This is a genomic window from Pseudomonas sp. Eqa60, assembly GCF_018326405.1.
Classification (GTDB): domain Bacteria; phylum Pseudomonadota; class Gammaproteobacteria; order Pseudomonadales; family Pseudomonadaceae; genus Aquipseudomonas; species Aquipseudomonas protegens.
The window spans coordinates 5,769,153-5,788,340 of record NZ_AP024342.1 but is presented as its reverse complement, the minus strand read 5'-3'; the positions used below and the strand labels follow the sequence as shown (position 1 = coordinate 5,788,340).

19 protein-coding genes and 1 riboswitch are annotated in these 19,188 nt (G+C 62.4%); of the genes, 11 read left to right on the top strand and 8 right to left on the bottom strand.

The window, feature by feature from the left end:
- Positions 1–231 precede the first annotated feature (231 nt).
- Positions 232–465, bottom strand: a complete 234-nt coding sequence (locus tag KI242_RS26145) for a hypothetical protein (RefSeq protein ID WP_019096022.1) — start codon at positions 463–465, stop codon at positions 232–234.
- A gap of 206 nt (positions 466–671) precedes the next feature.
- Between KI242_RS26145 and KI242_RS26140 the strand changes: the two genes are divergently transcribed.
- Complete coding sequence (locus KI242_RS26140; protein WP_011063379.1) at positions 672–1,256, top strand: YajG family lipoprotein; 585 nt, start codon at positions 672–674, stop codon at positions 1,254–1,256.
- 88 nt (positions 1,257–1,344) lie between these two features.
- Here the strand turns inward: KI242_RS26140 and KI242_RS26135 are convergent, their stop codons facing one another.
- Complete coding sequence (locus KI242_RS26135; protein WP_011063378.1) at positions 1,345–1,551, bottom strand: hypothetical protein; 207 nt, start codon at positions 1,549–1,551, stop codon at positions 1,345–1,347.
- A gap of 188 nt (positions 1,552–1,739) precedes the next feature.
- Here KI242_RS26135 and KI242_RS26130 point away from each other — a divergent pair, with 188 nt between their 5' ends.
- On the top strand, positions 1,740–2,027 hold the full coding sequence (locus tag KI242_RS26130; RefSeq protein ID WP_015636955.1) for a hypothetical protein: 288 nt from the start codon (positions 1,740–1,742) through the stop codon (positions 2,025–2,027).
- 66 nt (positions 2,028–2,093) lie between these two features.
- On the opposite strand, the gene KI242_RS26125 is transcribed toward KI242_RS26130, so the two are convergent.
- Positions 2,094–3,260 carry a 1-acyl-sn-glycerol-3-phosphate acyltransferase gene (locus KI242_RS26125; RefSeq protein ID WP_015636954.1) on the bottom strand — a complete coding sequence of 389 codons (1,167 nt, stop codon included), beginning with the start codon at positions 3,258–3,260 and terminating at the stop codon, positions 2,094–2,096.
- Positions 3,261–3,400: 140 nt separating this feature from the next.
- Here KI242_RS26125 and KI242_RS26120 point away from each other — a divergent pair, with 140 nt between their 5' ends.
- Genes KI242_RS26120 through KI242_RS26110 form a run of 3 tightly spaced genes read left to right on the top strand, consistent with a single transcriptional unit; the run spans position 3,401 to position 4,516 of the window.
- Complete coding sequence (locus tag KI242_RS26120) at positions 3,401–3,583, top strand: CPXCG motif-containing cysteine-rich protein (protein WP_011063375.1); 183 nt, start codon at positions 3,401–3,403, stop codon at positions 3,581–3,583.
- 16 nt (positions 3,584–3,599) lie between these two features.
- Positions 3,600–3,860 (top strand): DUF2007 domain-containing protein, encoded by a 261-nt coding sequence (locus tag KI242_RS26115; protein ID WP_212805669.1) that lies wholly within the window; start codon positions 3,600–3,602, stop codon positions 3,858–3,860.
- A 35-nt stretch (positions 3,861–3,895) separates the two neighbouring features.
- Positions 3,896–4,516 carry an SOS response-associated peptidase gene (locus KI242_RS26110; protein WP_011063373.1) on the top strand — a complete coding sequence of 207 codons (621 nt, stop codon included), beginning with the start codon at positions 3,896–3,898 and terminating at the stop codon, positions 4,514–4,516.
- Between the two features lie 115 nt (positions 4,517–4,631).
- On the opposite strand, the gene KI242_RS26105 is transcribed toward KI242_RS26110, so the two are convergent.
- Positions 4,632–6,773, bottom strand: coding sequence for a methyl-accepting chemotaxis protein (locus KI242_RS26105; protein ID WP_212805668.1), 2,142 nt, complete (start codon positions 6,771–6,773; stop codon positions 4,632–4,634).
- 273 nt (positions 6,774–7,046) lie between these two features.
- On the opposite strand from KI242_RS26105, the gene KI242_RS26100 reads away from it, so the two are divergent.
- Positions 7,047–7,865 carry a M48 family metallopeptidase gene (locus tag KI242_RS26100; protein WP_011063371.1) on the top strand — a complete coding sequence of 273 codons (819 nt, stop codon included), beginning with the start codon at positions 7,047–7,049 and terminating at the stop codon, positions 7,863–7,865.
- 85 nt (positions 7,866–7,950) lie between these two features.
- Here KI242_RS26100 and KI242_RS26095 read toward each other — a convergent pair whose 3' ends face one another.
- The 3 genes from KI242_RS26095 to KI242_RS26085 form a co-directional block, all read right to left on the bottom strand.
- The gene (locus KI242_RS26095) at positions 7,951–8,535 is read right to left on the bottom strand and encodes a TMEM165/GDT1 family protein (protein WP_011063370.1); all 585 of its coding nucleotides are present in this window, start codon (positions 8,533–8,535) and stop codon (positions 7,951–7,953) included.
- 92 nt (positions 8,536–8,627) lie between these two features.
- Positions 8,628–8,749, bottom strand: a riboswitch (yybP-ykoY riboswitch).
- 52 nt (positions 8,750–8,801) lie between these two features.
- Positions 8,802–9,800, bottom strand: a complete 999-nt coding sequence (locus KI242_RS26090; protein WP_015636950.1) for a class I SAM-dependent methyltransferase — start codon at positions 9,798–9,800, stop codon at positions 8,802–8,804.
- A gap of 31 nt (positions 9,801–9,831) precedes the next feature.
- Positions 9,832–10,797, bottom strand: a complete 966-nt coding sequence (locus KI242_RS26085) for a 2-hydroxyacid dehydrogenase (RefSeq protein WP_212805667.1) — start codon at positions 10,795–10,797, stop codon at positions 9,832–9,834.
- Between the two features lie 84 nt (positions 10,798–10,881).
- On the opposite strand from KI242_RS26085, the gene KI242_RS26080 reads away from it, so the two are divergent.
- Entirely contained in the window at positions 10,882–11,511 is a 630-nt protein-coding gene (locus KI242_RS26080; protein WP_011063367.1) for a LysE family transporter, read from the top strand.
- Here the strand turns inward: KI242_RS26080 and KI242_RS26075 are convergent.
- The gene (locus tag KI242_RS26075) at positions 11,495–12,268 is read right to left on the bottom strand and encodes a helix-turn-helix transcriptional regulator (RefSeq protein ID WP_015636948.1); all 774 of its coding nucleotides are present in this window, start codon (positions 12,266–12,268) and stop codon (positions 11,495–11,497) included. The genes KI242_RS26080 and KI242_RS26075 overlap by 17 nt on opposite strands.
- An 87-nt stretch (positions 12,269–12,355) precedes the next feature.
- Between KI242_RS26075 and KI242_RS26070 the strand changes: the two genes are divergently transcribed.
- From KI242_RS26070 to KI242_RS26055, 4 genes are all read left to right on the top strand, one after another.
- The gene (locus tag KI242_RS26070; RefSeq protein ID WP_015636947.1) at positions 12,356–13,540 is read left to right on the top strand and encodes an MFS transporter; all 1,185 of its coding nucleotides are present in this window, start codon (positions 12,356–12,358) and stop codon (positions 13,538–13,540) included.
- 146 nt (positions 13,541–13,686) lie between these two features.
- Complete coding sequence (locus tag KI242_RS26065; RefSeq protein WP_015636946.1) at positions 13,687–15,369, top strand: fatty acid--CoA ligase; 1,683 nt, start codon at positions 13,687–13,689, stop codon at positions 15,367–15,369.
- A 338-nt stretch (positions 15,370–15,707) separates the two neighbouring features.
- Positions 15,708–17,597 carry a DUF1302 domain-containing protein gene (locus tag KI242_RS26060; RefSeq protein WP_011063363.1) on the top strand — a complete coding sequence of 630 codons (1,890 nt, stop codon included), beginning with the start codon at positions 15,708–15,710 and terminating at the stop codon, positions 17,595–17,597.
- A gap of 30 nt (positions 17,598–17,627) precedes the next feature.
- The gene (locus KI242_RS26055; protein ID WP_011063362.1) at positions 17,628–18,992 is read left to right on the top strand and encodes a DUF1329 domain-containing protein; all 1,365 of its coding nucleotides are present in this window, start codon (positions 17,628–17,630) and stop codon (positions 18,990–18,992) included.
- The last annotated feature ends 196 nt before the right edge of the window (positions 18,993–19,188 follow it).

Here is a 19,188-nt window from a genome sequence, read left to right as displayed (position 1 = left end):
ACGGCAGCTCTGCAGTTTCGCGAAAAGTGGAGGTTTGCAAGGTGAACAGCAAGCACGCCAGCTTCACTCGAACTGTGTGGGCGGCTCTCTGTGGGCGGTGCGGGGTGCCAAAGCAGTGGCGTTGGCGGTACTGCGAGGCCCGATCAGGAGACGTCCTTATAATCGGGGGGAGATTGTAACGAAGAAATGCGCAGAAATGATCCTGTTTCGCGACTTTTATTAGGCTTTTGGTCAGGTGGCCAGTATCGGTTGCACCCGGGAGCGAGCGCAGCGCGGGCTGACCCGGGCGCTGGCGGGCAGCGCCTGGTGCAACCAGTTCAGGCGAATTTCCTGGATTTCCACCCAGCCATCGCCTACCGGGGCCAGCAGGCAGTGCTTGAAGGCCTGGCAACGTCCCTGGCTGTCCAGCAGGGCGAAGCTGCGAAACTGTTGACGCGGGGCGAACAGGGAGCGGAGGAAGTTCATGACCAGGTACCTGAATGTGTCATTGACGATAAGAATGCCCTTGAGCCGTTACATCATGATGTATTGCCAGTGAACGGCAGGTTACAGGAACCCGGTTGTACGGGACCTGTCTGAGTCTTGACTAAGTCATGCCTGGCGCTGGTTTGCCGTCCTTGTGCACCGCTATACTGCGGGCCTGTTTGTGCCTGATTCCTGGAGAGATGAGCATGTTGCAACGCCTGTTGTTCGGTTTGATCACTGTGACCAGCCTGTCGCTGGTGGGTTGCGCCCACAGCCCGCAACAACTGAGCCCGGAGCCCAAGCTCACTGCCCAGCTGGCGCCTGTCGGCCATGGCCAGCCGGTGGTGGTGAAAGTGGTTGATGGACGTCCTTCGCCGACCCTGGGCACCCGTGGCGGCCTGTACCCGGAAACCAGTGCCATCACCGTGCAGAGCGCGCAGATCCTGCCCAAGCTGCAGGCCCAGGCCGAAGCGGCAGTGCGCCTGCTGGGCTTTACCCCGACCGCCGGTGGCGCCAACGCCCCTCAGTTGACCGTGACCCTGGCCGAGCTCAAGTACCAGTCGCCTAAAGAAGGCCTGTACGTGACCGAGGCTACCATCGGTGCCACCTTCCGCTCGGATGTGCAGAACGCCAACCGTCGTTACAGCGGCCGTTACGGTGCTTCCCTGGACCAGCGTTTCGGCATGGCGCCGAACCAGGACACCAATACCAAGCTGGTGGGTGATGTGCTCAGCGATGCCCTGACCCGCCTGTTCAAGGATCCGACCGTGGGCCAGATCCTCGGCGAGTAACCCGCGCCTGGCTGGGGTTTGAGCCCTGGCCAAGCAACGAAAAAGCCCGGCTGCCTGATGGCGCGCCGGGCTTTTTTATGGGCGCGGATCAGGCCGCCTCGACGTAGAAGTCCAGCATGCTGACGCCTGTCAGCAGGTCTGTTTCCGGCAGGTCCGCGTGCTGGTGGCCGCCCAGGGCGCAATACACCAGCCAGTGCCGGTCCTGCACGTTGAACGCCAGGGCGCCCACCAGCGCCTGCTGTTCTTCACTGGGGGCGATCAGGTAAAGGCGGTCCTGGTTTTCGGCGTGCAGCATGACAAGCTCCGTGGGTTTCGAGGGGCGACAGACTGGCTTGTTTAGATGACGAAAAGATGACGCTTTAAATTAATGGACCGGCGTCTCGTTACTGGTCGGAAAGCCCCCGCGTTTTGTCGGGGATTGAGTAGAATCCGCGCCGCGGGTGCACTCGACGGCCCGTATACGGCTTTCCTCCGAGGTTCATGATGTCGCTGCAACTGATTTGGTCGATGTTCAACGCCCATCCCGCCAAACTGATCAACCTGCTTGCCCTGCTGTTCGCCTGCCCAGGCAGCTGGCTGCTGCACGCCACCCGCCGTCGTGAACTGCGGGCCCTGGCCAATCTGGCCGTGCAGAGCGAGGGACGGGCGGTGGATCAGCCGCTGCTGATGCTGGATCCCGCAACCTTGCGCATCAATAGGTTTTTCTACCGCTTCGGCTTCGCCTGCCTTGGCCTGGCGTTGCTGGTGTCCTGGATCAGCACCCGGTTCTGATCAACCCCCAGGTTGCAGAAACGACAACGGCGCCCGCAGGCGCCGTTGTGCTTTCCAGTCCGGCCGTTACAGCGCCAGACCGGCCTTGACCCGATACTGGTTGCGCACCGGATTGGCGTATTGCAGTACCAGGTACGGCCGGTGTTCTGCCGGGCAGGCATCCAGCCGGCGCTGCCATTCCTGTTCGGCCTTGGCCAGCTCCTGGGCCGGGAAGACCTCGGCGGCCGTTGGCACCTGCAGTTGTGGATCGGCATCGCTCCACTGGGCATAGGCCAGGTAGTGCACCGGGAACAGGCGGTAGCCGCCGAGGATCTGCCGGTCCATTTCCATGGCCAGTTGCTTGGTGTCCTCGAAGGATTCGCTGATGGGCGCGGCGAAGTTTACGTGGACCCGGCCTTTATAGCCGGTGATGCCCTTGGCGATGCTCACGTCATCCTCGCCTGGTGCCTTGGTATAGGTGCCGGTGGTGGCGCGGATGTACAGCTCGCGGGCCTTGGCCTGGTCGCAGGGGTCGTATTCGTAGCTGATGGACACCGGCGTCAGGTTCAACGACTGGATGACCTCGCCGAACGGCTCGTCCTTGCGGCTCATGTGGAACATCTTGAGGATCGCCGACTCGGTGCGATCGTCGCCATCCTTGGCCCGGCCCTCGGCCTGGGCGATCCAGATCGACTGGCCGTCGTTGCGGATCGAATGGTTGATATAGGCCGACAGCAGCTGGTAGGCCGCGAGCTTTTCCCGGCGACCGCTGATGGAACGGTGCACGATGAAACTCTTGTTCAGGCGCATCAGATCGCTGACAAACGGTTTCTGCAGCAGGTTGTCGCCAATGGCGATGCGTGGCGTCGGCAGGCCGGCGTGGTACACCGCGTAGTTGACGAAGGCCGGGTCCATGACGATGTCGCGGTGGTTGGCCAGGAACACATAGGCGGTGCCCGACTTGAACTGCTCGACGCCGGTGTAGGTCACGCCGTCGGTGGCCCGCTCGATGGTGTGGTCGACGTAGAATTCGACCTTGTCCTGCAGGGTGGCCACCGAAGTGACCCCGGCAAACTCACGGCGCAGGCGGTGAGCGATCAGGGGTTTGAGCAGCCAGCCGAAAGTCTTGGCAAAACGCGGGAAGCGAAAGTGGGTGAGGATATCTAGAAACGCCTTGTCACCGAGCAGCCGGGCCAGCACCGCTGGTACTTCGCTGTCGTGGTAAGGTCGGATGGCATCGAATTCGCCCATCATGCTCTCTTGTTAGAAACGGCTAGGGTAAGAAAAGGTTCGGATCGAAAAAAAGCCGGGCACGGTCTGAAAATTCAGCTCAAACAAAAAAAGCCCTGCAAATAGACCGGCGATTATACGCATAAGTCACTCTGGAGACGGCGATGCTGGAAACCGACCATTATCAGTGCCCTTACTGTGGTGAACAGGCAGAGGCGGTGCTGGACCTGTCTGGCGGCGACCAGACCTATATCGAAGACTGCCCGGTGTGCTGCCGGCCCATTGTATTCACCCTGCAAACCGACGGTCGGGAATGGATGCTCGACGTTCACAGTGAAAACGACTGAATGGGGAGTGGCCCTTATGCAGCGCATCTACGAGCCGGAAAACCTACTGGAAGGCGAGTTGCTCCAGTGCATGCTGGCCAGCGAGGGGATCGAGGCCCATCTGCAGGGGCGCGATCTGTTGGGCGGGGCAGGGGAGCTGCCGCTGTTCGGGCTGCTGGGGCTGGCGGTGGAAAACCACCAGGCGCAACAGGCGCGAGAGCTGATCGCTGCGTACAATGCGGCCCTGCCGTTGCCCTTTGATGAACCGGACAATTTTGCCGGGGTGCTGGTCTGTTAGGCTGAGCGCCGATTTGCCGAGAGTTGTATTGCCCCATGTGTGGACGTTATGCCCTGTTTCGCTGGAACCCCGCGTTTGCCGCCTTGCCGGGATTTCCCGCCGACCAGAAGGCGCAGTGGAACATCTCGCCCAATGATTCGGTGCTGATCCAGCGCGCGGAAAACGGCCAGCGCACCCTGGCCCGGGCCCGCTGGGGGCTGACACCGCCGTGGCTCACGGACCTTTCCCGGACGCCCGCCCATGCCCGGGCGGAAACCCTGGCGGAGCAGCCGATGTTTCGCCAGGCCTTTCGCGAGCGGCGCTGCCTGCTGCCGGCCAATGGTTTCTACGAATGGCGCGGCGGCACCCGCAAGCGCCCCTACTGGCTGACACCGGGGGAAGGTTCGTCGATCTTTTTTGCCGCGATATGGGAGGCCTACCCGGTGCAGGAGCAGGTCTGGCTGAGCACTGCAGTGGTAACCCAGGCGGCTTCCAATCTGCGCCGCCCGCTGATCCTCGATGCCGCCGGCCAGCAAGCCTGGCTCGATCCCGAAACCCCCTTGCATGCCCTGCAAGCCTTGCTGGCCAGCCCGCCGGCAGCCCTGCGCGAGCGGGTCCTGGCCAACCTGGTCAATGACCCCAAGCTCAACGGCCCCGAGTGCCTGACCCCCGCCTGAAGCATCAACTGCAGGAGCTGGCTGCAGGAGCTGGCTTGCCAGCGAAGAGGCCCCCTGGTTTGCTGCCCAAGCCAGGATCGCTTTCGCCGGCAAGCCGGCTCCTACAGGTCCGTGATTAGACTTTGAACTGGTTGATCAGGCGTCGTTGCTGTTCGGCGAGCTTGGTCAGCCCGGCGCTGGCCGCACTGGACTCATCGGCACCGCCCGCCACTTCATTGGCCACCTGGCCGATATTGATCACATTGCGGTTGATGTCCTCGGCCACCGCGCTCTGCTCCTCGGCGGCGCTGGCGATCTGGGTGTTCATGTCGTTGATCACCGACACCGCCTGGGTGATGGTTTCCAGGGCCTGGGCCGCCTTGGCCGCGTGTTCCACACTCTGGTCGGTCTTGTGCTGGCTGTCCTCCATCACCCGCACCACTTCCCGGGTGCCCTGTTGCAGTTGCTGGATCATCGACTGGATTTCTTCGGTGGCCTGCTGGGTTTTCTGCGCCAGGTTGCGCACCTCGTCGGCAACCACCGCAAAGCCCCTGCCTTGCTCGCCGGCCCGGGCCGCCTCGATTGCCGCGTTAAGCGCCAGCAGGTTGGTCTGCTCGGCAATCCCGCGAATGGCGATGAGGATGGCGTTGATGTTCTCGCTGTCCTTGGCCAGGGTCTGCACCACGCCCACCGCACGGCCGATTTCCTCGGCCAGGGCGCCGATGGCGCTGGAGGTGTCGCGCACGATCTGCATGCCCTGGCTTGCGGCCTGGTCGGCGTGGCTGGCGGCTTGCGCGGCCTGGGTGGCATTGCGCGCGACGTCCTGGGCGGTGGCGGTCATTTCGTGCACCGCGGTGGCTACCTGATCGATTTCAACCATTTGCTTGTGCACGCCCTGGTTGGTGCGAATGGCGATGTCTGCGGTGTGTTCCGAAGAATCGCTGACGCTCTGAACCGAGGTCACCACTTGGCTGATCATCGCCTGCAGCTTGGCCAAAAAGGTGTTGAAGCCTTTGGCGATGGAGCCCAGCTCGTCAGCGCGATCGCTGGTCAGGCGTCGGGTCAGGTCGCCTTCGCCCTGAGCGATGTCGTCGAGCATTGCCACCATCTGCCGCAGCGGCCGGGCAATGCCGTGGCCCACCAGCCAGATCACCAGCAAGCCGAGGCCGGCAATCACCAGCCCGACCATGGCCATGCCGAAGGTGTCGGCCTTGCGTTGTTCGGCCAGGTCACCTTGCAGTTTGTCGAGGTCGGCCATCACCGCGCTCAGCGGCAGTTGCAGCATCAGGGTCCAGTGCGCATCGGTCTGGCCGATGCCGAAGGGCAGGTACAGGCTGATGGTGCCGTTGGCCTGGTCGACGTCGTAGGTCACTTCGCCGCGCTTGAGGCTGGACAGCTTGGTCAGTGCATCACTGCTGAGCACGTCGCTGACTTTTTCACCGAACTTGCTCGAGTCCTTGGTATAGGCGACCAGGCGACCGTTGCCGCCGATCAGGGCCATGTGCCCGGCGCCGCCGTAGAGCTTCTGGTTGGCTCCCACCAGCATGTCCTGGATGAAGTTCACTGACAGGTCGGCACCCACGATGCCCTGGAACTTGCCTTTGAGCAGGATCGGCTGAATAAAGGAGGCCAGCATCACCACCTTGTCGCCGACCTTGTAGGGAGCGGGGTCGATGGCGCAAGGCTTTAGGCTGTCCTGGGAGCAGAGGTAGTACTCGCTGGCGCGCACGCCGGTGGAAAGCAGGGTCCGATCATTGACGTCGGCCAGTTTGTCCAGGCCCAGGCTGCCGTCCTCATTGCGGAACCACCAGGGCAGGAAGCGGCCGTTTGCTGCATCGATACCCACCACCGAAGTGCCTACGTAGGCAGCGTCGTCATGGTCGATGGCGCCGGGTTCCCAGCCAATGTACGCACCGAGGATCTTCGGGTTCTGGGTGACGTTTTCCTTGATCAGGGCAATCAGCTGTTCACGGCTCAGGCTCAGCCCGGCATGGCTTTGCGAGTCCTGGGTGCCCATCAGCGCATTGACCCGCACCAGGCCGCCGGCGATCAGCAGGGGCGCTTCCAGTTCGCGCTGGATCTGGCTGACCTGGGTCTGCGCCAGGCCGCTCAGGCGTTGTTCGATGACCTGTTCGAACTGGGCCTGGGTACGGTCTTGCACCATCTGCTGGGTCCTGGCCCCGGAGAACAGGGCGTACAGCACCAGGGCTGCAACCACGCTGAGAACGATGGCGCCGGCCAGGGCGGCGACGGAAAACTGGATCGACTTGAACTTCATAGAGGCTCCGGGCGCAGGAATTTAGGTCTGCCGAGCTGTATCGGCCGCTGCAGCGCTGGCCATTAGCCTTACACGGAAAAATGACTGTTTCAGGGAGCTTGATGTCGTTCTTGGCAAGCTGTGGGGGTAACCCGGGCGGGATTTGCGGGAGGAATGAATTTTCTCCTGCAAGGCAGATATGTATCTGAAATGCGACCGATTGCTGTTTTTACATCTGGCGCGGATACATTTCCGCCCTTAGGATACGCGCCACGTTTTCAGGGAGGTTTCATGATGAAGAAGTCATTGGTCGTATGTGCATTGAGTGCCGCAGTACTGCTCAGCGGTTGTGAAACGGTCAATACCACCAGCGGTGGCGTGGTCGGTGTGGATCGCAAGCAATCCATGTTCAGCATGGTTTCCAGCGCTGAAGTGAACCAGTCCTATGCCCAGTCCTATCAGCAGACTCTGGGTGAAGCCAGCAGCCAGGGCGTACTGGACAAGACCAGCGCCAACGCCAAGCGCCTGCAGGTCATTGCCAACCGCCTGATTGCCCAGGCGCCGACTTTCCGCCCCGACTGCGCGCAGTGGAAATGGGAAGTCAACCTGATCAAGAGCGACGAGCTCAACGCCAACTGCGGTCCTGGCGGCAAGATCATTTTCTACTCCGGGCTGATCGAGAAGCTCAAACTCACCGACGATGAAATCGCCGCGGTCATGGGCCATGAAATTGCCCACGCCCTGCGCGAGCACGGTCGCGAAGCCATGTCCAAGCAGTACGCGGTCGGTGCCGGCAAGCAGATCGCCACCTTGTTCGGCGTTCCGCAGGAAACCGTAGCCCTGGGCGACAACGGGGTGAACCTGCTGATGACCCTGCCCAACAGCCGCGAGAATGAAAACGAAGCGGACCTGATCGGCCTGGAACTGGCCGCCCGTGCCGGTTACAACCCGAATGCGGCCATCAGCCTGTGGAACAAGATGGGCCAGGCTGCCGGTGGCTCCGCGCCGCCCGAGTTCATGAGCACTCACCCGGCTTCCACCAGCCGTATCGCTTCCTTGCAGGCGGCGATTCCCAAGGTGATGCCGCTGTATCAGGCCGCCAAGAAGTCCTGATCCCTTCGCGTCATTGTCGATGATGCCATCGCCGGCAAGCCGGCTCCTACGGGTTGCGTAGGGGCCAGCTTGCCGGCGATTTCGTTTATACCCAGCCGCTGATCTGCATGGCCTTGTACACCGCCACCACGGCGAGGATGAAGAAGGCCGACGCCGCCAGGCGACGGATCAGGGTCAGGGGCAGCTTGTCTGCGGCGAAGTTGCCTGCCAGGACCACCGGTACGTTGGCAATCAGCATGCCCAGGGTGGTACCAATGATCACCAGCCACAGATCCGGGTACTGCGCCGCCAGCATGACGGTGGCGACCTGGGTCTTGTCACCGATTTCTGCCAGGAAGAAGGCGATCAGGGTGGTCAGGAATGGGCCGAACTTGCGTGCGGTATTGGCTTCGTCGTCGTCCATCTTGTCCGGAACCAGGGTCCACAGCGCGGTGGCGGTGAAGCTGGCGGCGAGGATCCAGTGCAGGGTCGAGTCCGAGAAGAAGCTGCCGAACCAGGCGCCTACCGCACCGGCCGCCGCGTGGTTGGCCAGGGTCGCGGCAACGATGCCGGCGATGATCGGCCAGGGTTTGCGAAAACGTGCGGCGAGAATCAGGGCAAGCAGTTGCGTCTTGTCGCCGATTTCGGCCAAGGCAACGATTGCGGTGGGAACGAGTAGGGAGTCCAGCATCATCAGGGTTTTCCTAAGGGGCGGGTCGACACGGCTATGACACGTACAGCCTTCCCGCCCCGGGTAAGGTGTGCGTGTCATAGGTCTTGTCAAACCCTGCGGTCCGTCTGTGCGGACTCTTGGGTCGCATGCGCCATGGTCTGTTGACCAAGTATGTTGACGCATGCCGGACGAGCGTGGCGCTCGTGGGAGACTACTCCCCTAGGACGGAGCGGATTCTGCCTAGGCAAAACCCTTTCGGCAAGCCTTGTTTGCGAAAAAGGATTTCAGCCGCGCTTGGCCCGATAAATGCGAAAGCCCTGGCCTTCGGCCTTGATCGCACAGGGCCCCAGGTGCTCTTCGATCAGCGGCTGGTAGCGCAGGAAGCTGTTGGCAACTACTCGCAGTTCTCCACCTTTTTGCAGATGTTTGGCTGCTTTTCGCAGCAGGTTTTCCGTTGCCTGGTAGTCGGTATGGACCCCGGTGTGGAAGGGCGGATTGGTCAGGATGCCGTTCAGCCCCATGGGCGCGGCGTCGATTCCGTCACCGGTCAGCACCTCGGCTTCCAGGCCGTTGGCCGCCAGGGTCAGGCGGCTGCTGGCGGCGGCGAAGGCGTCCACATCCAGCAGGGTCACGCGGCTGTCCGGGTAGCGGCGTTTCACGGTGGCCCCGAGCACTCCGGCACCGCAGCCGAAGTCCAGCAGGTGGCCGGCGGGCAGGTGGTCCAGGTGCTCCAGCAGCAGCGCGGTGCCGCGATCCAGCCGGCCATGGCTGAACACCCCCGGCAGGCTGATGACTTTCAGCGGGCCTTCGGCCAGCGGCAGTTCGTACTCATGGGCCAGGCTCTGCAGGGTGAGCGGTTCGGGAGCATTGGCCACCGTGACCTGCCACAGCTGGCAGTGCCGGGCGCTATCGAGCTTGCGCGGTTTGCCGAAGGGGTTGAGTTGCTTGGCCGCACTCTCCACGCCGCTGCGCTTCTCGCCCACCAGGTACAGTTCGCGCCCGGCCAGGCGCGAGGCCAGGGCGTTGAGCAGGTAGTCGGTGAGGTCCTTGGATTTGGGCAGGAACAGCACGGCGCTGTCGAAGGATTGGGCCGGTGCGTCTACGCCAAAGTGACTGCGGCCGGGAAAGCGCGCCTCCAGGGCTGCCTGGTCGCCGGCGTGCCAGCTCCAGCCCCGGGCATTGGGCAGGCGGCCCAGCAGATCGTCGGCGGCCAGGCCGGCCAGCAGCAGTGAGCCTTGAAACAATTCAGCCTGACGCAACAGTACTTCACTGCGTGTGTCCATGATCCGCCCCCGAAAAAAGTGGCGAAGTTTATCAACTCACGACCCGCAGCGGGGCGCCGCTGAAGAAGGCGTGGGCGTTTTCCGTCAATTGACCGACGATTCGCTGGCGGGCCTCGCGGCTGCCCCAGGCGTTGTGTGGAGTGACGATCAGGCGCGAAATGTCGCCGGCCAGCAGGGGGTTGCCAGCCACCGGGGGTTCGACGCTGAGCACATCGGTGGCTGCACCACCCAGGTGACCATTGCGCAATGCATCGGCCAGGGCCTGTTCATCGATCAGCCCCCCGCGGGCGGTGTTGACCACCAGGGCTCCGGGCTTGAGCAGGGCCAGTTCCCGGGCACCGATAAAGTGGCGGGTGTGCTCGTTGAGGGGGCAGTGCAGGGTCAGGGCGTCCACTTGCGGCAGCAGTTCCTCCAGCGGCAGGCGGTCCGGGCGGGTCGGGCGGCCTGGAATCTGCCCCAGCAGCACACGCATGCCAAAGGCTTCGGCCAGGCGGGCCACCGCGCTGCCCAGTTCGCCATTGCCCAGCAGGCCCAGGGTCTTGCCCGCCAGTTCGATGATCGGGTAGTCCAGCAGGCAGAACTGACTGGCCTGTTGCCAGCGCCCGGCAGCCACGGCCTGCTGGTAATCGGCGACCCGGGTGGCCAGGTTGAGCAGCAGCATCAGGGTGTGCTGGGCCACCGAGGGAGTGCCGTAGCCCTGGCAGTTGCTGACGGTGATCCCCTGCTTGCGGGCTGCGGCCAGGTCGACATTGTTGGTGCCGGTGGCGGCCACCAGGATCAGTTGCAGGTCGGGGCAGGCGGCCAGGGTTTCGGCTGTCAGTGCCACCTTGTTGCTGATGGCCACCCGGGCTCCCTGCAGGCGTTCGGCGACCTGTTCCGGCGCTGTGTGGGCATGTACTTGCAGAGGGCTGAAGCTGTCATGCAGCGCACCCAGGTCCAGGTCACCGAGGTCCAGTGAGCTGTGATCGAGGAAGACGGCGCGGCGATTGTTAGTCATGAACTGTACCTTTTGCACGAGGGTTCTAAGGCGTAATCTGCCGAGCCTAACAGATGAAATAATTAGACATACACAGGAGCCTGCATGTACTTCACCGAGTTCTTGACCGTTGCCCTCATCCATCTTCTGGCAGTGGCCAGCCCCGGCCCGGACTTCGCCGTGGTGGTGCGTGAAAGCGTGACCCACGGCCGTCGAGCCGGCACCTGGACCGCGCTGGGCGTGGGCTGCGCAATCTTCCTGCACGTGGGTTACTCGCTGCTGGGGATCGGCCTGATCGTTTCCCAGTCCATCGTTCTGTTCAACGCACTGAAGTGGCTGGCTGCGGCCTACCTGCTGTACATCGGCTACAAGGCCCTGCGTGCCCAGCCGGCCAAACCGGCGGCCGACGACCTGCACAAGGAAGCCGGGGTCCGCACTGCGCGTGGGGCCTTCACTTCAGGCTTTGTCACCAATGGCCTGAACCCCAAGGCGACGCTGTTCTTTCTCTCGCTGTTCACCGTGGTGATCAACCCGCATACGCCGCTGGCGATCCAGGCCGGGTATGGCGTGTATCTGGCGGTGGCCACCGCTGTGTGGTTCTGCCTGGTGGCCATGCTCTTCAGCCAGCAGCGGGTTCGTGCCGGCTTTGCCCGCATGGGCCACTGGTTCGACCGCACCATGGGCGCAGTGCTGATCGCCATCGGCGTGAAGCTGGCCTTCACCGAGATGCATTGATTGCGCTGAGCTGATTCAAGGCCGCCACGTAATGCCGTGGCGTATCCCCGAGCAAACGGCAGAACATCGCGCTGAAGGCCCGGGCGCTGCCGTATCCCAGCGAGTCGGCCACGCTGTGCACGCTTTCCCCGGCGAGCAGGCGTGGCAGGGCTTCCATCAGGCGCACCTGCTGGCGCCAGGCATTGAAATTCATCTGCACCTGCTGCTGGAACAGCCGCGCCAGGGTTCGTGAACTGGCGCCGACCTGCTGCGCCCAGTCTTCCAGGGTGTGGGGGTGATCCGGGGTCTGTATCAAGGTCCGGCAGATGGCTTGCAAGCGCCGGTCCTGGGGCATGGGAATGTGCAGCGGAAGGTTTTCCAGGGCGGCGATTTCTTCCAGCATCAATTGCTGGATCAAGGGGTTTTCCGCTTGTTCCGGACCTTGCACGGCACGCAGGATCAACTCCCGCAGCAGCGGTGTGACCGCCAGGACGCAGCATTGGCGCAATGCGGGCGCTGACAGCTCCGGGTCGATGAACAGAGAGCGCATGCGCACCTCGCCGACCATGAAGATTTCATGCTCCACCAGTGGCGGGATCCACACCGCCCGGCTCGGTGGGATCACCCAGGCGCCCTGGGCGGTGACCAGGCGCATGGTGCCGCAGGCGGCGTAGAGAAACTGCGCCTCGCGATGGCGGTGCAATGGTTGATGCCCGGCGTCGGGGTAGTCCCGGGGATAGGCGCTGACCGGCCCATGGTGGAAGTGGTCGATTAACATGTCCGGTCCAATGACTTTGTTGTCAGAAATGCGGTGGATTGCCAAATTAGCATAGGCGGCACAACAACCAACCCCCGGTGTGTCGCCATGAATCAAGCCCGAAACGTCATCCGCTACGTCAACGCCGCCCATGTCATCGATCACATGTTCATGCTGATCTTTCCCGCTGCCGTGCTGGGCATGACCCAGGCCTTTGGCCTGGACTATGCCGGGCTGATCGGTCTGTCCCTGGGTGGTTTCATCGCTTTTGGCGCCTGTTCGCTACCGGCCGGTTGGCTGGGGGATCATTGGAGTCGGCGGCAGATGATGCTGCTGTTCTTTTTCGGCATCGGTGGCGCTTCGATCCTCACCGGGCTCAGTAATAGCCCGAGCATGCTGGTGATCGGGCTGACCCTGATGGGAATATTCGCCGCTATCTATCATCCGGTGGGCACCGCGATGCTGGTGGCCTATGCGCAGAATCGCGGGCGCGAGATCGGCATCAACGGTATGTGGGGCAACCTCGGCGTGGCCTTCTCGGCCTTGATTACCGGCTTGCTGGTGGCGCAGTTCGGCTGGCGCTCGGCGTTCATCCTGCCGGGGAGCGTGGCCATCCTTCTGGGTGTCGGCTTTGCCTTGCAGGTGCGTGACGAGCCTGCCCCCGCACGCGCCCATGTGCCGCTCAAGGGCAAGGGCGGGCAGCAGATCTCCATGTTCCTGGTGTTCGGCGTGCTGGCCCTGGCCACAGCCACTGGCGGGGTGGTCTTCAACGCCACCACCATGACTTACCCGAAGCTGTTCCAGGAACGCCTGCATGAATTGTTCACCTCGCCGCAGACCCTGGGGGTGGTGGTCAGCCTGGCCTATGCCTTCGGCGCAGTGGCGCAGTTGTTGATCGGCCGGGTATTGCACCGCTTCAGCCTGAAGTGGCCGTTCATCATTTTGACCCTGCTCCAGGCCCCGTTGCTGCTGGCGATGGCCGACAGCCAGGGTTGGGGTGTGATCGTCCTGGGTGCGGCCTTCATGTTCGTGGTGTTCGGCCAGGTCACGGTGAACGATGCCATGGTCGCCAACTTCGTTGCGCCCCAGTGGCAGTCGCGAATCTTCGCCTTGCGTTACTGCCTGTCGTTCGGTGCCAGTGCCACGGCGATTCCGCTGATTGCTCTGGTGGAACCGCGTCAGGGCCTGAGTGGCCTGTACCTGGTCCTGGCGGGGGTCGCGGCGCTGACGTTTGCCGCGGCGCTGGCCTTTCCCCGCACCCCGGCGGAGGCAGCCGTGGGGCAAAGCGCCTGAGGTCGTGCAGGGCCGTAACAATACTGGCCTGAAGCTAGTATTTGTACGGCCCTGCAAATCATTCCTTTGGCTGATTTAGCGGGCGCGCAGGAGCTCTAGAGTGGTTATCCTCCAGTCACGACCGAGCCGTCAGAAAAGGGATTCTTATGTTGCAGACTCGCGTTATTCCTCCCGCCGAAGGCGCCTACCAATACCCACTTCTGATCAAGCGCTTGCTGATGTCCGGCACCCGCTACGAAAAAACCCGCGAGATCATCTACCGTGACCAGTTGCGCTACACCTATCCGACCCTGATCGAGCGGGTGGCGCGCCTGGCCAATGTGCTGACCGCGGCCGGGGTCAGGGCGGGGGACACCGTGGCGGTCATGGACTGGGACAGCCATCGCTACCTGGAGTGCATGTTTGCCATCCCGATGATCGGTGCGGTGATCCACACCATCAACGTGCGTCTGTCGCCGGAGCAGATTCTCTACACCATGAACCATGCCGAGGACCGCTTCGTGCTGGTCAACAGCGAGTTCGTCGGCCTGTACCAGGCGATTGCCGGGCACCTGACCACGGTGGAGAAAACCCTGCTGCTCACCGATGCCCCGGAGAAAACTGCCGAGCTGCCGAACCTGGTGGGCGAGTACGAGACCTTGCTCGCCGCCGCCGGCCCCCAGTACGCGTTCGAGGATTTCGACGAGAACTCGGTGGCCACCACCTTCTACACCACCGGCACCACCGGCAACCCCAAGGGCGTGTACTTCACCCACCGCCAGCTGGTGCTGCACACCCTGGGGGTGTCCACCATCATGGGGGCCATCGACAGCGTGCGCCTGCTGGGCACCAACGATGTGTACATGCCCATCACCCCGATGTTCCACGTGCACGCCTGGGGCTTGCCGTACGTGGCCACCATGCTCGGGCTCAAGCAGGTCTATCCCGGGCGCTACGACCCGGAGTACCTGGTGGAGCTGTGGCGCCGGGAGAAGGTCACCTTCTCTCACTGCGTGCCGACCATCCTGCAGATGGTGCTCAATGCCAAGGCGGCCCAGGGTACGGATTTCGGCGGCTGGAAGATCGTCATCGGCGGCAGTGCGCTGAACCGCGCGCTGTACGAGGCGGCCAAGGCCAAGGGCATCCAGCTGACGGCTGCCTACGGCATGTCGGAAACCGGACCGCTGGTGTCCTGTGCACACCTGAACGATGAACTGATGGCGGGCAGCGAGGACGAGCGCACCACCTACCGCATCAAGGCCGGAGTACCGGGGCCGCTGGTGGAGGCGGCGATCATCGATGCCGAAGGCAACTTCCTCCCGGCGGACGGCGAGGCCCAGGGCGAGCTGGTGCTGCGGGCGCCCTGGCTGAGCGAAGGTTATTTCAACGAGCCGCAAAAAGGCGCCGAGCTCTGGGAAGGCGGCTGGCTGCATACCGGTGACGTGGCAACCCTGGACAGCATGGGGGTGATCGACATCCGCGACCGGATCAAGGACGTGATCAAGACCGGTGGCGAGTGGATCTCCTCCCTGGACCTGGAGGACCTCATCAGCCGCCACGTGGCGGTACGTGAAGTAGCAGTGGTGGGCATTGCCGATCCGCAGTGGGGCGAACGCCCATTCGCCCTGCTGGTCATCCGCGAGGGCCATGAGATTGGCGCCCGCGAGCTCAAGGAACACCTCAAGCCCTTCGTCGAGCTGGGCCACCTGAGCAAGTGGGCGATTCCCAGTCAGATCGCCCTTGTTACTGAAATTCCCAAGACCAGCGTTGGCAAGCTCGACAAGAAGCGCATCCGCGTCGACATCAGCGAGTGGCAGGCCAGCAACAGCACCTTCCTCTCCACGCTCTGAGCGTCCTCTGCCGTGCCCGCCAGGGCACGGCATGCCCACCCGGCAAGCCTTTGCCTTGTACTCACGGATTTTTCAGTCATTCTTGCCGCGCCGTTTTTCAAAGGTTATGGCAAAGGGCTGTTCCAGTGCGGTGGGTGGCTGCAAATCACACTTTAGAGGGATCAAGCAGTAATCCCTGCTGGATATAGTCCGTTCACGGATTTTTCTGAACGACGGAGCATTGCGGGGGGCTCGCGCCACGCAACTTCGGAGCCGGGACAAGTGTTCATTCAACCGGTATTCGAAGCGTTTTCAGAAAAGCGTACTGCCATAACAATAATGCACATGGAGTAGCGTCGATGACATCAGCAAACCAGTTCTGGCGCCGGGCGAAACTGCCCCTGGCCGTCGGTCTCGCCTCCACGCTCGCCGGGCCGGCATTCGGCGTCAGCTTCAACATCGGTGAAATCGAAGGCAGCTTCGATTCGTCCCTGTCGGTGGGGGCCAGCTGGTCGACCGCCGGGCGCAACAAGGACCTGATCGGGGTCAACAACGGCGGCAAGGGCCTGTCCCAGACCACCGATGACGGCCACTTGAACTTCAACAAGGGCCAGACCTTCTCGAAGATCTTCAAGGGTATCCATGACCTGGAATTGAAGTACGGCGATACCGGTGTGTTTGTCCGTGGCAAGTACTGGTATGACTTCAAGCTCAAAGACGAAGACATGGACTTCAAGAACATCAGCGACAACAACCGCAAGGAAGGCGCCAAGTCTTCCGGCGGTCAGATCCTCGATGCTTTCGTCTATCACAACTACTCCATTGCCGATGAGCCAGGTTCGGTGCGCTTCGGTAAGCAGGTGGTGAGTTGGGGCGAAAGTACCTTCATTGGTGGCGGTATCAACTCGATCAACCCGATCGACGTGTCGGCGTTCCGCCGTCCTGGTGCCGAGGTCAAGGAAGGTCTGATTCCGGTCAACATGTTCTACATCTCCCAGAACCTGACCGAGAACCTGTCGGCCGAAGCGTTCTATCAGTTGGAGTGGGACCAGACCGTTACCGATAACTGCGGAACCTTCTTCTCGCAGCCGGACAACATTTCCGATGGCTGTGACGACAATCTGCGTCTGCTCGCCAAGCGTTCGACCATCGCCGCCACGGCGCCGGGGCGCGCGGCCCTGGCCGCGATGCAGGCTCGTGGCGTCGACGTCAACGAAGAAGGCACGCTGGTGCGTCGCAGTGGCGACCGAGATGCCCGTGACAGCGGCCAGTTCGGTGCGGCGTTCCACTACAACTTCGAGCCGCTGGACACCGAGTTCGGTGCCTACTTCATGAACTATCACAGCCGAGCGCCGATCTTCAGTGCCACGGCGGCACCACAGTCGGCTTACAACATCGCTCCTGGCTTTGGCTCTCTGGCGCCGGTGTGGATCGCCGGTAATTCGAAGTACTTCGTTGAGTATCCAGAAGACATTCGCCTGTATGGCTTGAGTTTCTCCACCACCCTGCCTACGGGGACGGCGTGGAGCGGTGAAATCAGCTACCGGCCGAATGCGCCTGTACAACTCAACTCTACCGATATTCTCTATTCCGCCGTTCGACCTCTGAAGGGGGCATTCGCCAACGCCTCGCTGCTTGAAGGTGTAGCGGGGCAGGACCTTCACGGCTATCGCCGCAAGGAAGTCACTCAGTTCCAGACTACCTTCACGCACTTCTTCGATCAGGTCATGGGCGCCAGCCGTCTGACGCTGGTGGGTGAGGTGGGGGTTACCCACGTCGGAGGCCTTGAGAGCAAGTCGGATGTCCGCTATGGACGTGATCCGGTGTTTGGTCCTGGCGCCTTGCCAGCCACCGGCGGGCAAAACACCTGTCGTGCGCTTAACTCCACCACCATTGCCGGTGCAGGTCCTGGTGCAGACGCCAGCAATCTGAGCGCCAACTGCAACAACGATGGCTTCACCACCGCCACCTCCTGGGGCTACCGCGGCCGTGCCATCTGGGAGTACCCGGATGTGTTCGCTGGTGTGAACCTCAAGCCGAACGTGGCTTGGTCCCATGACGTCAAGGGTTACTCGCCAGGTCCTGGCGGCAACTTCGAAGAAGGCCGCAAGGCCATCAGCCTGGGGCTGGATGCCGAGTACCAGAACACCTACACCGCGAGCCTGGCCTACACCAACTTCTTCGGTGGCGACTACAGCACCGTGGATGACCGGGATTTCCTCGCCTTGAGCGTTGGCGTGAACTTCTAAGCACACTGCATTTTCAGGAAGAACAACAATATGAAAATCACCAAGAGTCTGTTGCACGTCGGTGTGCTGGGACTGTCACTGCTGGCCACCGGGGTCATGGCCGCGGTCTCGGCCGATGAAGCCGCCAAGCTGGGTACCAGCCTGACTCCGATGGGCGCGGAAATGGCCGGCAATGCCGCCGGCACCATTCCGGCCTGGAAGCCACTGGCGACCAATGCTGGCACCGTGGACAGCAAGGGTTTCCTGTCCAACCCCTACGGCAGCGAGCAGCCGCTGTTCACCATCACCGCGCAGAACGTCGAGCAGTACAAGGACAAGCTGGCGCCGGGGCAGTACGCGATGTTCAAGCGCTACCCGGAAACCTTCAAGATGCCGGTCTACCCGTCCCATCGCGGGGCCACCGTGCCGGCTGACGTGTTCGCCGCGATCAAGCGCAACGCCACCAGCACCAACCTGGTGTCCGGCGGCAACGGCCTGGAGAACTTCGAAACCGCGATTCCGTTCCCGATCCCGAAAAGCGGCGTGGAAGTCATCTGGAACCACATCACCCGCTATCGCGGTGGCAGTGTGACCCGCCTGGTGACCCAGGCCACGCCACAGGCCAACGGCTCCTACAGCCTGGTGTACTTCCAGGACCAGTTCGTGTTCCGCGACAAGATGAAGGACTACGATCCGAAGAACCCGGGCAACATCCTGTTCTACTTCAAGCAGAAAGTGACCGCGCCGGCGCGCCTGGCCGGTGGCGTGCTGCTGGTGCACGAAACCCTCGACCAAGTGAAGGAGCCGCGTTCGGCCTGGGTCTACAACGCTGGCCAGCGCCGCGTACGCCGCGCCCCGCAAGTGTCCTATGACGGTCCGGGTACCGCTGCCGACGGCCTGCGTACTTCCGACAACCTGGACATGTACAACGGTGCGCCGGATCGCTACGACTGGAAGCTGGAAGGCAAGAAGGAGATGTACATCGCTTCCGACAGCTACAAGCTCGACTCGCCGACCCTGAAGTACGCCGACATCATCAAGGCCGGCCACATCAACCAGGACCTGGCTCGCTATGAGCTGCGCCGGGTCTGGCATGTGGTGGCAACCTTGAAGGAAGGCCAGCGCCATATCTACGCCAAGCGTGACTTCTACATCGACGAAGACACCTGGCAGGCAGCGGTGATCGACCACTACGACGGTCGTGGCCAGCTGTGGCGCGTGGCCGAGGCTCACGCCGAGAACTACTACGACAAGCAAGTGCCGTGGTACGCCCTGGAAACCCTCTACGACCTGCAGTCCGGCCGCTACCTGGCCCTGGGCATGAAGAACGAAGAGAAACAGGCCTACGACTTCGGTTTCACCGCCACCACCAGCGATTTCACCCCAGCCGCCCTGCGTCAGGACGGGGTTCGCTGAGCCGCTGCAAATAGAGGCCGCATCCTCGGAAAAAGCCCCGACCTGGTTCGGGGCTTTTTTTTGCCTGAGGGCCCGGCCTTGGAATCCATCCAGGTACAGGCAGCTTTCTCGAAGCTAATTAGCCACTTAATCAATAAATAAACGAAATATCTTTTAATCATTCAGAGTTATCTGACCAATTTGCTCATAGTCTTTT